This is a genomic window from Candidatus Planktophila sp., from assembly GCF_046070465.1.
In the GTDB taxonomy this organism is placed as follows: Bacteria; Actinomycetota; Actinomycetes; order Nanopelagicales; family Nanopelagicaceae; genus Planktophila.
The window spans coordinates 1-12,807 of record NZ_JBJTMK010000090.1 but is presented as its reverse complement, the minus strand read 5'-3'; the positions used below and the strand labels follow the sequence as shown (position 1 = coordinate 12,807).

Annotated in this window: 12 protein-coding genes; 2 read left to right on the top strand and 10 right to left on the bottom strand. The window is 47.9% G+C overall.

The window, feature by feature from the left end; genetic code table 11:
* The 3 genes from topA to ACKOVI_RS04215 form a co-directional block, all read right to left on the bottom strand.
* Positions 1-1,160: type I DNA topoisomerase (topA, locus tag ACKOVI_RS04225; RefSeq protein ID WP_509602798.1), on the bottom strand; the 1,160-nt coding region annotated here is incomplete at its 3' end.
* Between the two features lie 28 nt (positions 1,161-1,188).
* Positions 1,189-3,471: a sodium-translocating pyrophosphatase gene (locus ACKOVI_RS04220; protein ID WP_509602797.1), complete on the bottom strand. Its 2,283-nt coding sequence runs from the start codon at positions 3,469-3,471 to the stop codon at positions 1,189-1,191.
* Between the two features lie 110 nt (positions 3,472-3,581).
* Entirely contained in the window at positions 3,582-5,276 is a 1,695-nt protein-coding gene (locus tag ACKOVI_RS04215; RefSeq protein ID WP_509602796.1) for a glycoside hydrolase family 13 protein, read from the bottom strand.
* 54 nt (positions 5,277-5,330) lie between these two features.
* Here ACKOVI_RS04215 and ACKOVI_RS04210 point away from each other — a divergent pair, with 54 nt between their 5' ends.
* Positions 5,331-6,338 (top strand): LacI family DNA-binding transcriptional regulator, encoded by a 1,008-nt coding sequence (locus ACKOVI_RS04210; RefSeq protein WP_509602795.1) that lies wholly within the window; start codon positions 5,331-5,333, stop codon positions 6,336-6,338.
* A gap of 9 nt (positions 6,339-6,347) precedes the next feature.
* Here the strand turns inward: ACKOVI_RS04210 and ACKOVI_RS04205 are convergent, their stop codons facing one another.
* From ACKOVI_RS04205 to ACKOVI_RS04190, 4 genes are all read right to left on the bottom strand, one after another.
* Positions 6,348-7,172, bottom strand: coding sequence for a carbohydrate ABC transporter permease (locus tag ACKOVI_RS04205; protein ID WP_509602794.1), 825 nt, complete (start codon positions 7,170-7,172; stop codon positions 6,348-6,350).
* On the bottom strand, positions 7,169-8,038 hold the full coding sequence (locus ACKOVI_RS04200; RefSeq protein WP_509602793.1) for a carbohydrate ABC transporter permease: 870 nt from the start codon (positions 8,036-8,038) through the stop codon (positions 7,169-7,171). Before ACKOVI_RS04200 ends, ACKOVI_RS04205 begins: the two co-directional genes overlap by 4 nt.
* A 149-nt stretch (positions 8,039-8,187) precedes the next feature.
* A complete protein-coding gene (locus ACKOVI_RS04195; protein WP_509602792.1) occupies positions 8,188-9,519 on the bottom strand; it encodes an ABC transporter substrate-binding protein in 1,332 nt (443 codons plus the stop codon).
* Between the two features lie 102 nt (positions 9,520-9,621).
* A complete protein-coding gene (locus ACKOVI_RS04190) occupies positions 9,622-10,935 on the bottom strand; it encodes a glycoside hydrolase family 32 protein (RefSeq protein WP_509602791.1) in 1,314 nt (437 codons plus the stop codon).
* Between the two features lie 23 nt (positions 10,936-10,958).
* Between ACKOVI_RS04190 and ACKOVI_RS04185 the strand changes: the two genes are divergently transcribed.
* Positions 10,959-11,609 (top strand): DedA family protein, encoded by a 651-nt coding sequence (locus ACKOVI_RS04185; protein ID WP_509602790.1) that lies wholly within the window; start codon positions 10,959-10,961, stop codon positions 11,607-11,609.
* Here ACKOVI_RS04185 and pyrE read toward each other — a convergent pair.
* The 3 genes from pyrE to ACKOVI_RS04170 form a co-directional block, all read right to left on the bottom strand.
* Positions 11,606-12,139: an orotate phosphoribosyltransferase gene (gene pyrE, locus ACKOVI_RS04180; RefSeq protein WP_509602789.1), complete on the bottom strand. Its 534-nt coding sequence runs from the start codon at positions 12,137-12,139 to the stop codon at positions 11,606-11,608. The genes ACKOVI_RS04185 and pyrE overlap by 4 nt on opposite strands.
* A gap of 16 nt (positions 12,140-12,155) precedes the next feature.
* Positions 12,156-12,548: a heat shock protein transcriptional repressor HspR gene (locus tag ACKOVI_RS04175; protein WP_509602788.1), complete on the bottom strand. Its 393-nt coding sequence runs from the start codon at positions 12,546-12,548 to the stop codon at positions 12,156-12,158.
* A partial coding sequence (locus ACKOVI_RS04170) for a DnaJ C-terminal domain-containing protein (RefSeq protein WP_509602787.1) occupies positions 12,545-12,807 on the bottom strand: 263 nt, incomplete at its 5' end. The genes ACKOVI_RS04170 and ACKOVI_RS04175, both read right to left, overlap by 4 nt.

Genomic DNA, 12,807 nt, shown 5'->3' with positions numbered 1-12,807 from the left:
GGAGTCTTAAAGGTATCTCCAGCTGGGCGAATGGCCTCGTGCGCTTCCTGTGCGTTCTTGGTCTTGCCTTGATACAAGCGTGCTGTTTCATAGACATGGTCTGCACCGTATAGAGATTTTGCTGCAGCACGCGCTGCCTTGATTGCTTGTTCGCTCAAGTTAATGGAGTCAGTACGCATGTAGGTTATGTAACCATTTTCGTACAAGCGCTGAGCAACGCGCATGGTGATCTGAGCGCCCCAGCCAAGTCGGCTACCGGCATCTTGCTGCATAGTCGATGTTGTAAATGGTGGCTTTGGTCGCTCGGTACGTGGAGATTCCTCCATCGACTTCACAGTAAGTGGTGACCCCTTAAGTGATTCTGTGAGCGCCTTTGCAGCTGACTCATCGAGCAAGAGAATATCTTTCAGGGATTTCTCTTTAACGGCGCCATCGGCACCAAAGTCAGATGTGGATGCAACTTTCTTATTATCGACAGATAGCAAGCGTGCAGTAAATCCAAGATCGGTAACAGCATCGAGATCCCACCATGATGATGAGATGAAGGCCATGCGTTCGCGTTCCTTCTCAACAATCAATCGTGTAGCAACAGATTGCACGCGTCCTGCTGAGATGCGTGGCATGACTTTCTTCCACAGAACAGGAGAGAGACGGTAGCCGTAGAGGCGATCTAGAACTCGACGTGTTTCCTGCGCATCAATAAGGTTGTAATCCAAGTCGCGAGTATTTTCTACAGCGGCATGAATTGCCTCTTCGGTAATCTCGTTAAAGACCATGCGCTTAATCGGAATCTTTGGTTGTAATACTTCAACCAAGTGCCAGGCAATTGCTTCACCTTCGCGGTCTTCGTCAGTTGCCAGAAGGATCTCTTCAGCGTCCTTCATCAACTCCTTCAGCTCGGCAACTTTCGCCTTCTTATCGGGGTTGATGACATATAAAGGCGCGAAATCATTTTCGATATCGACGCCCTCTTTAGACCAGGCTAACTTCTTTACCTCTTTAGGAATATCGGCAGCGCGCTGCGGAAGGTCACGGATATGGCCGACGCTAGCCTCGACGATATAACCATCGCCGAGGTAGCCGCCAATCTTTCGAGCCTTTGCAGGGGACTCTACAATCACAAGCTTTTTAAGCTCGCGACTTTCCTTTTTTGCTGCCATAAAGGTGGGGAAGTCCTTTACCTAGTTATTAGTACTGGATGCCGACTGCGTGATGGCGACGGTTACGTACCAAGGCAGCGATGATGATCAGAGTTGCAACCGCACATGTAAATGCGATCTTCCAATCCTGGCCATTGAGTGTGAACTCAACGATTGCAGGTGTGACGAGAAGACCAACAAGGTTCATCACCTTGATCAGTGGGTTGATGGCTGGACCTGCTGTGTCCTTAAATGGATCTCCTACAGTGTCGCCAACAACAGTTGCCGCGTGAGCTTCAGAGCCCTTGCCGCCGTAGTTGCCGTCTTCCACCATCTTCTTTGCGTTATCCCAAGCTCCACCTGAGTTGGAGAGGAAGACAGCCATCAAAGTACCGGTACCGATCGCACCAGCAAGGAAGGCACCGAGTGCGCCAACGCCGAGACCGAAGCCCACTGCGATTGGTGCCATCACTGCAAGGATTCCTGGTGTTGCAAGTTCACGGAGTGAGTCGCGAGTACAGATATCGACAACGCGACCGTACTCAGGCTTCTCTGTGCCGTTCATGATTCCTGGGTGGTTCTTAAACTGGTTGCGCACTTCAACTACTACTGCGCCAGCTGCCTTAGATACTGCATTGACTGCAAGACCTGAGAATAAGAAGACAACAGATGCACCGATCACAAGTCCGACTAAGTTGCGAGGGGAAGCGATATCGAGAACGCCCTGGTACTGAAGGTCAGATGTTGCGCGACCGACCTTAACCACAGCTTCCTTAATTGCATCGGTAAATGCACCGAACAACGCAGTTGCGGCAAGAACAGCGGTTGCAATTGCGATGCCCTTTGTAATCGCCTTAGTTGTGTTACCAACAGCATCGAGTGAGGTAAGGATCTGAGCTGACTCACCCTTGACGTCGCCTGACATTTCAGCGATACCTTGTGCGTTATCTGAAATTGGTCCGAATGTATCCATCGCAACGATGACACCAACAGTTGTGAGCAGACCTGTTCCAGCCAATGCGATTGCAAAGAGTGACAAGACGATTGATCCGCCACCGAGCAAGAATGCTCCGAAGACAGCTGCTGCGATAAGAAGTGCTGAGTAAACAGCTGATTCAAATCCAACCGAGATACCAGCGAGAATAACTGTCGCTGAACCTGTTTGAGACGCTGCAGATACATCGTTTACTGGGCGCTTGCCGACCTCGGTAAAGAAGCCGGTAAGTACCTGAATTGCAGCTGCGAGAACGATTCCGATGATTACCGCGCCCAATGCAAATACACGTGGGTTGATATCGCCCGCTTCAGCAGCGACTTCTTGTGAGTAATTGGTAAGGAGATTGAACTTAGCTGGGAGGTAAGTAAATGTTGCAAGACCGGTAAGACCTGCAGAGATAATCGCTGACATAAAGAATGAGCGGTTAATAGCTGTCATTGCTGACTTATCTGTTGAACGAAGCTTGGTTGCAAAGATTCCGATGACAGCTGTCACGATTCCGATTGCAGGAACGATCAATGGATAGATAAGACCTTCGTTACCGAAAGCTGCCTTACCGAGAATCAATGCTGCAACGAGTGTTACTGCATATGACTCGAACAAGTCTGCTGCCATACCAGCACAGTCACCGACGTTGTCACCTACGTTATCTGCGATTGTTGCAGCGTTACGTGGGTCATCTTCTGGAATGTTCTTCTCGACCTTACCAACGAGGTCGGCTCCGACGTCAGCTGCCTTGGTGAAGATACCGCCACCAACGCGCATAAACATCGCGAGCATTGCAGCACCGAAACCGAAACCTTCAAGAACAACTGGTGCGTTTTCGCGGTAGATGATGACAACAAGTGCAGCGCCAACAAGTCCGAGACCAACAGTTGTCATACCGACAACGCCGCCTGTGCGGAATGCGATCTGAACAGCCTTTGTGCCATTCTTCTGACGAGCAGCTTCTGCAACGCGAACGTTTGCGCGCACTGCAAGCCACATACCGTTATAGCCAACGAGTGCAGAGAAGCCCGCACCGAGGAGGAAGAAGATTGAGCGACCAACGCGGATTGCAGTTGTGTCGGCAGGGAGAGCAAAGAGTAGGAAGAAGACGATTCCTACAAAGTAAGAGAGTGTTTGGAACTGGCGGTGCAGATATGCAGCGGCGCCTTCCTGGACTGCGCCTGCGATCTCGCGCATCTTCTCGGTGCCATCGCTAGCGCTGAGAACCTGCGCGCGAAGGGCAACGGCGATAGCGAGCGCCGCAAGGGCGACTCCTAGAACCACGAATGTAATGTTTAAGTTAGACCCGGTGACCTGCACCAGTGAATTAGCGGCAGAAGCGCGCATGTTTCTCCTCCGTTGGAGATTTCAGTGCGGCCACCTGAAGCGTGGCCACGGCTGGGGCGAGTCTACATATACATATCTATTAGGGGTCAAAAAACCAGCGTGATTTTTGCCTAGGCGCGCACCCAGACCGTTGTGGCCGGTGGCAAGCTGTTCTCATTCGAGAGCTGGCCATGAATCAGGTAGAGACCTGCGCCCTGTAACCCTTGCGATGAGTGCAGAATCTGCGCTCCCGCTGGCAAGGTGCTCATAAAGTCATAGAAACTGTTGCCGAAGTTGGTGATGCAATGCCAGCTGCTAGGGCGTGAGAAGTGGAGTACGTGCTTATTGCCGGTCTCGTGCCAGGTTAATTCTTCTGGTGCGATCAACTCTTTTCGGAGCGCGAGCGCCTTTCTAAAAATTTCTAGTGGTGAGCTTTCAACTCCACTCTCGGCTTCAACTGACTTGGCGCCAAACCAATTGGGTTGCGGTAGATGTGGTGCGCTGGTGCTAAATCCAAATGCCGGTCCACCATCGGTCCATGGGAGAGGGACACGACACCCATCACGGCCTCTATCAACTTTATTATTTCGTAAATATTGAGGATCTTGGATTTGAGATTCTGGAATATCTAGAACTTCAAAGAGGCCAAGTTCTTCGCCTTGGTAGATATAGGTACAACCTGGAAGAGCCATAATTAACATCGACGCTGCGATTGCAGAGTTAAGTCCCGCAACTTCATCGAGTGGGTGTGTCGTGCCCCCAGAATTTTTCCAGCGAAGCCGATCTACCGTTGGATGAAGTCCATACTTTGTCGCAGGGCGCATCTGATCATGATTGTTAATGGTCCACGTTGAAGACGACCCTTGGGCTTTTGCAGCAGCCAGTCCACGATCAATGACAGACTTATATTCATGAGCGTTGAAGTTTGCTTCCAGTAATTCAAAGTTAAATGCTTGACCCAACTCATCTGGACTTGCATAACGTGCAAGACGTTCAGCTGGCGCATACGCTTCTGCAACGGCTACTCGCGGTGGATCGTATGAGTCAAATAACAAGCGCCATTCTTTATAAATTTCATGCACATCGTCACGATCAAAGAAAATATCTTGACCTGGTTTGCGATTAGTCAGTCCTGGATAGCTATCTTGATCTTGTAATGGCTCTGATAAATCTTTCTTCAACATATGCGCTACATCGATGCGGAATCCATCGACACCGCGATCTGCCCAGAACTTGAGTGTCTGTAAAAATTCATCATGAACTTCGCGGTTATCCCAGTTGAAGTCAGGTTGTTCTGGTGCAAACATGTGGCAGAACCATTGATTGTGTTTTCCGCCATGAATGGATTCATGACTCCACGCGCTCGGTGCGAAGTGTGAAGGCCAATTAGTCGGTGGTAGTTCGCCGTTAAGACCTTTGCCATCGCGGAAGATGTAACGGTTGCGTGCTGCCGATCCTGGTTCGGATGCAATTGCTTCTTGGAACCAGATATGGCGGTTAGATGAGTGATTAGGAACAATATCGACAAAGACGCGGATGCCAACTTTATGTAATTCACTCAGCATCTCATCGAAGTCTGCCTGTGTTCCGAGTTTGGGATCTACATCTCGATAATCATCGACGTCGTATCCACCATCTGCCAGCGCCGATGGATAGAACGGTGATAACCAGACTGCATCAACGTTGAGTGATTGAAGATAATCAATTTTGGAGGTGACGCCTTTGATATCACCGAGGCCATCACCATTGGAATCTTTAAAACTGCGAGGATAGATTTGATAGATAACAGCTTGACGCCACCAATCTTTATCTTTCGATAGTGACATCGCATCGTCCTTCACTCTTGTAATTTGCAGTTTTTTGCATATCCTTTGCGTATTGTGTCAGGAATAGTTGAGATTGCGAAGAAGGCGGGAGTATCTCCAGCCACGGTATCGCGCGCCCTTAGAGGGATGCACCATGTTAATGAACGCACCCGCAAGCGCATTATCGAAGCAGCGCAGGTATTGGATTATCCGATTCGCCCTGACTTATTGCCTGCAAGCGCATCATCGCGCACCAATACCATCGGCGTGATTGCACCTTTTATCTCACGCTGGTATTTCTCTCAAGCTCTTGCTGGAATTGAACAAGCTCTGCGTGAAGCTGGCATGGATATGTTGCTCTATAACTTTGCTCAAGTCGATGCACGTCAACGAGTCTTTCAACAGAAGAAACTTGTGGGCAAAGTAGATGGTCTCATTGTTGTTTCGCTCCCGCCTACAGAGCGCGAGTTTGATCAAATTTTGGGACTTGGTATTCCAGTCTCATTGTTGGGCGTTGCTGAGACTCGCTGTTCTAGCGTCTCTATTGATGATGTGAAAGGTGCCCAAGTTGCAGTTGAGTACCTGATTGAGATGGGTCATCGTGATATAGCAATCATGGTTGGCCAGAATGAACGTCACTTTGATTTTAAAGTTGCCTCCAACCGTAAATCAGGTTTCCTCTCGGTTCTGAAATCACACGGTATTGAATTTAATGAAAACTTTGAAATCGTGGCAGATTTTGATAGCCATACAGCGGAGATCGCGATGGATGAGTTCTTGACTCGAAAGAAGCTACCTACCGCGATTTTCTGCGAATCTGATGAGATGGCCTTTGGTGTTATTAAGTCATTGCACAAAAAAGGTCTGCGAGTACCTGAAGATATATCTGTGGTTGGGTATGACGATCACGAATTTGCCTCAACAATCGGTCTCACGACTATTTCTCAACCGGTGCAGTTCTTGGGACAGCTTGCTGCATCGCAGATCATGGCAAGAATTGAAAAACCAGATAGCGCGAGTTCGCAGATGAAGGTGCCAACCTCATTAGTTATTCGAGATTCGGTAAAGAACCTCAACAAATAACTAGGGAGGTTACTTAACTGCTCCCTGGCTGATACCTGAAATAAACTGCTTCTGTAGGATTAAGTAGAAGACAATAATTGGCAATACTGCTAGCAAAAGACCCGCCATTGCTTGTCCATACTCAGTGGAGTACTGGCCGTAGAAGAGATAGGTGGAAAGCGGCAGTGTCTGTGTCTCGCGGGTAAGAACCAAGCGAGGCAACAAGAAGTCGTTCCAGATCCATAGCGCGTTAACGATTGCAACAGTTGCTGTAACTGGACGCAACATTGGGAACATAATCTTCCAGAAGATTGTCATATCGGATGCACCATCCATAGCAGCTGCCTCATCAAGATCCATCGGAATCTTTGATATGAAGCCGTGATACAAGAATGTTGAAAGTGCGATACCAAAACCTTGGTAGAAGAAAATCAACGCTGCACGATTGTTAATTGCAACAAACTGAGCAAAAATCGACATGAAAGGAATCATCAGCGCCTGGAAAGGAACGATCATTGATGCAACCAGAATAAGAAATGTTGTATGGGTGAACTTATTCTTGTTGCGTGCGAGATAGTAGGCGAGCATAGAAGAGAAGATTATTAAGCCGCCGACACTGAAGACTGTGATGATCACAGAGTTAGTAAGTGAGCGATAGAAATCCATCTTTTGAAGTGCTTGTGTGAAGTTATCCATCGTGACGGTCTTTGGCCACGCTAATGGGTTCTCAAGAATGTCGTACTTGGGCTTAAAGGCGTTGAGGAATACGAGCACAAATGGAAGTACGTAGGCGACTGAAAGGACTAAACCGCCGAGAAATACTGTGCGCTTGGCGATGCGTGACGCTTCTTTCATGAGCGTGCCTCCATTCTCTTTGAGACTGTGACTTGAATGAGTGCAGCGGTCGCCACCATGATGAACATCAGTACAGCCTTAGATTGACCGGTTCCGAAGTTTCCGAAGGCGAATGCATCTTGGAAGATATGCATAGAAATCAGCTCGGTTGTGCGGAATGGGCCGCCGCCGGTAAGGGCTACGTTGACGTCGTAGGCCATAAACCCACCGCGCAATGTTAAGAAGAGTGAGATTGTGAAGGCTTGAGCCATCAAAGGCATTTTGATCGACCAGAGGGTGCGAAGTGCTGATGCACCATCGACGCGAGCTGCCTCAAGCACATCTTGTTCAATAGAGATAAGACCGGTGATGTAGATAATCATCATGTAACCAGATGATTGCCAGACGGTCACGATAATCAGCGCCCAGAAAGCGGTATTGGTCTCACCGAGCCATGAAGATTCGAAGAGAGACCAACCGAGCTTGCCTGAGATTGAAACAAGAGCTGTATTAAAGATGAACTGCCAAATCACACCGAGAACAACTCCACCGATGAGGTTTGGTACGAAGAAGAAGGTGCGGAACAAATTGGAGCTCTTCAACTTTGCGGTAACAAGGAGAGCTAGTCCAAATGCGACTGCGTTGATTGCAACGAGTGATACCAATACATACTTCACTGTGAAGCGAAGCGTTGTCCAGAATTCTGGGTCTTGAAGAGATTTTGTGTAGTTCGCAAATCCTACGTACTTATCATGAGCGAAACCGTCCCAGTTGGTGAAGGTGAGATACAAACCTTGTAGGAACGGATAGATCAACACCGCGGCAAAAATCGCGAGCGGGACTAATCCGAAGAGTAAGAACTTCTTCAGCTGACTGCCGTGATGCATAACGTCACCTTAATCTCGAAAAAAATAATTGATGCGGTTGTTAAATCTATGGGGAAATAGTAGCGAGGTCACCTCGAGGTGTGAACCCCGAGATGACCTCGCCGTCATATCTATTTCAGTCTTTAGTTAGACATTGTCAAAGTTGCGAATTACTTCTTAACTCCGCGCCATGTCTTAACTGAGCCCTTCCATGCCTTCTGGAGTTCAGCTGCGTATTCCGCACCTGTAATCTTTCCAGCCATGAGCTTCTGACCTGATGCTCCGTAGAGATCTTGTCCACCTGCTGGGTAGTAGGTGTTGATCCACTCAAGTGTGTTGCCTGCATCAACATACTTAGCAATCTGCTGTGCCATGTATGTCTTAGGTGAGACCTTGAAGCCCTTGTATGCAGGGATGAAGTTCATTCCACCATCATCAACTGAACCAGCAACGCGCTTCTGGCCAGCTGGAGTTGTGTACAACCACTCAAGGAAGTCCACTGCACCAGCGCGCTCAGCAGCTGTTGACTGTGTGTTGTCGATCATGAAGTAACCTGGAACACCAACTGAGATTGACTTGTTACCAGCGAACTTTGGATCGTTGCTGATTGGAAGAGGCATCAAACCGAAGTCAACACCGTTAGATGCTTGCAACAAGTTTGGTTCTGCCCAGTTACCCATGAACCAGAATGCAGCCTTACCTGAAGCGAGATCCTTCACTGAAAGGTCATACTCTGTATCAGTTGTGTTTGGCTTAGCCTGGTTGTACTTGTTTAGAAGTGCGAATGTCTGAAGGTAGTTCTGGAATACAGCATCCTGTGAAAGATTCTTTGTTCCATCTGCAAGGCCATCGAGGACCTTCAAGCGACCTTCGTGTGTTGTTGCTGAGTTAGCAAAGTAGATGTTTGTGAAGTGTGCACCAAGTGACCACCAGATTGATGAGAAACGAACTCCACCAGAACCTGCAGCCTTAACCTTGCGAAGAGCAACTTCGAGTGACTGACGTGTTGTGATCTTTGAAGGATCAACGCCTGCCTTGTCGAGTACCTGCTTGTTGTAGAGGAGACCGAATGCTTCTACTGTTGATGGAACACCAACGAGCTTGTCGCCAACTGTTGCTGCTTCAAGAAGTGATTGTGGAACAAGCTTTGAAAGCTTTGAACCCTTCCAGTCCATGACCTTGTCAGCCATGTCAGGAATCTCTTGGAGTGTGTACATGATTGTTGGAGCATTCTTCGCAGCGTACATTGGTGTTACGTTCTGGAGGAATGTGAGCTTACGATCGCCTGGGATTGATGTAAGTGTGTAGCAATCCTGTGATGCGTTGTAATCCTTAACTGCTGCAAGGAACTGGTCCTGAATTTCAGGCTTGATTGTTCCGAGCATTGTTACCTTTGTCTTTGTTGAACATGTTGCAGCTGATGCTGGAGATGTCGCAGCAACAACAGAAACAGTCAACGCAGAAGCGAGTGCGAGTGCACCGAGCTTTGCGAACTTCTTCATGAAGTATTTCCTTTCACGGGTTTAACCAGCTCCTAGGAATTGCTGGTAGTGGGTAAACGGTAGAGCCTTAGAAGGCTCAAGGGAAAGTTTGTGGCTGTAACTCTATTGCAACTGTTTTGCAGGTTTTTGCAGTACTGTGCTTGAGGCGGGGAGGGTGTGGAGGCAGGTCAAAGCGAGCGCTGCTTCTGGCACAAAGAGCTCCAGGCTGCCGTGGTCAAGCAATAACCGGATGGTGAAATTTTCGAGGGTGATTGGACTTGTGGTTTGGATTTTCTCTTCAAACTGTGGGAACCAGGCGTTGCTTCGATCCACCGAAATAGTTTTTGTTGCAGAGTGAAAGTGAATGACAACTTTTTCTTCGCCGTCACTAACAGTGATTTCAGAATCTTCCTTACTTGAAATTGCGAAGTGGTAATCATGTTCTGACTTGAGTTCAGAAATGGGTAGTGCTGAAAGGAAGAATTCATTGCCAACTTCTCTGATCTGTAATTCGCGAGGTGACGTCATTGAACCGCGCCACACTTGCGAATCCAACTTCGCTGCATAATCCCAATTACTCATCCAAGCAAGAAAGATCTTGCGGTTATCTGGTGTGTTACTAAATGTGACACCCGCATAGTTGTCTCGACCGTAGTCAATCCACTTTGTATCGGTATGGGAAGGTATAAAAATTTTTCCATCCCAATCGCCGATAAAGTATTGAGTACCAGAACCTCCAGTGATTCCACCTGGATTGAGAGAGACAATTAAAACCCATTGCGTATCACCGCTCGGTGTTGGTAGTGGGAAGAGATCAGGACATTCCCAACAACCGCCGGTTGCTGCCATTGGTCCAAAATCAGATAAATGCGTCCAGCTCTTCAAATCAGGAGAGGAGAAGAAAGCAATCTTGAATTCCAGCGGCTTTGCAACAGTCATGAGCCAGGATTGAGTTGATTCATTCCAGGAAACTTTTGGATCACGAAAATCTGTCATACCTAAATCAAGGACAGGGTTATCTGCATACTTTGTCCAGGTCGTGCCTTCATCAATGCTGTAAGCAATGTGTTGAGATTGATTGCTTCCATCATTGTGATGCACTGTATAAATGGCAACTAAAGGTGGGTTATCAATAGCACCAAAACCACTTGTGTTCTTGTAATCCACCACGGCGCTACCGCTAAAGATTCCTGTTGTTTCTGTACAAGGGATAGCGACAGGCAGGTGCTGCCATGATTGTAAATCACTACTTACAGAGTGTCCCCATGACATATTTCCCCACAAGATTCCTGAAGGGTTATGTTGATAGAAGAGGTGATATTTACCTTTATAGAAGAGAAGTCCATTCGGATCGTTAATCCAATTCTTTTCAGGGGTGAAGTGAAAGGTTGGACGGAATTCCTCTGTAAATACACGAAGGGAAGGACTCTTTTGCATGGCGTGTACCTTATCCTCTACATATGAATATCGCCGCCAACCTCTTTGATGCACATTCGATTGTTGGAGACTTAGGTCTTGCAGGAATTCTTGCAATTATCTTTGCTGAAACTGGGTTGTTAATCGGCTTAGCTTTTCCAGGTGATTCATTGTTATTCATTGCTGGAATTGCAGCATCATCTGCCGGTGCTGAGATCCTCGGCGGAGCATCACTTAATCCATTAGCAATATTTCTTGGAGCACCACTTGCCGCAATCATCGGTGCACAGGTAGGTCACTTCTTTGGTCGTACCTATGGAGTTAAGTTATTCGATCGTCCAAATGGTCGCTTCTTTACCCAGGAGCGTGTAGCTCAGACAGAGCGTTGGTTGACAAAGTATGGTGTTGGTAAAGCTGTAATTTTGGCTCGCTTTATTCCTTTTGTTCGCACCCTTTTAAATCCGATGGTGGGCATAGTTGGATATCCAGCACGTAAATTCCTTTTATGGAATGCACTCGGCGCAGTGGTGTGGACTCAGTTAGTTCTTGGTGCTGGTTATATTCTTGGAAACAAAATCAGTGGGTCGATTGATAAGTACTTACTACCCATCATTGCGCTGATTGTGATTGTCAGCGTTCTACCAGTTGCTCTTGAAATTCTTAAGGAGTGGCGCACAAAGAGAGATCTCTCTTAAAGTCCTAGATCTGCCAACTGGTAGGCGGCGTAATACTTATAACCCGCTGCCTCAATTGCATCTTGAGCACCGCGCTCGACGATAACCGCAACACCTACCACGATGGCGCCGGCCTCTGTAAGGGCTTCAACAGCTGTTAATACTGATCCACCTGTAGTGGAGGTGTCTTCGACAGCCAAGACGCGCTTTCCTGCAACATCTGGTCCTTCGATGCGACGTTGAAGTCCATGAGCTTTTCCTTCTTTACGAACAACAAATGAATCCAGTGCGCGACCGTTACGTGCGGCAACATGCATCATCGCTGTTGCAACAGGGTCTGCTCCGAGAGTTAAGCCACCAACGGCATCGAATTCAAGATCTTTAGTGAGGTCGAGCATGACTTCTCCAACAAGCGGAGCAGCTACGTGATCCAAAGTAATGCGGCGAAGGTCAACGTAATAATCAGCTTCCTTGCCTGAAGACAGGATTACTTTGCCGTGAACTACAGCCTTATTGATGATTTCATTCTTCAGGGATTCGCGTGCGCTCATGGGCTGACCTTATCTTCTACTCGTTATCGTCATAGACAATGACTTCTGGTGATTTCTTCTTACTCTTCAAAGCCTTAGGAGGGTTCTCAGAAAGAAGAGCATCTACCTCGATACGTAGCTGAGCGACCTCAAGCGCCATATTGGCCATCGCTGTCTCGAGTTCAATGATGCGCTTAACACCAGCATGATTGATGCCTTCGCCGACAAGCCGTTGCACCATACGAAGGGAGGCAATATCGCGTAATGAATATCGGCGATTGCGCCCTTCTGTGCGATTGGGTGAAACTAAACCAAGACGATCGTATTGGCGCAATGTCTGTGGGTGTAGCCCCGAAAGTTCTGCTGCAACCGAAATAACATAGAGACCAGTCTCATCATCAATTTCATGTGGCTCGCGTTTGTCGGTCATGCCTTTGCCTTTATATTAAATTCAGCGCGCACGTCGTGATCTTTTGTGAGTTCAGTAAATTTCTTCAGCGCTTCAAGGGCTTCGCCTTCAACGCGTCGAGGCACTTGAACTTCGATGGTGACAAGTAAATCGCCAACAGTATGGCCTTTTGTTATGCCGCGACCTTTCACACGAAGTACACGTCCTGTAGGGGTTCCAGCAGCTAATCGCACTGTTACGTCGTCGCCGCTGAGTGTAGGAACTTTAATGTCAGCACCTA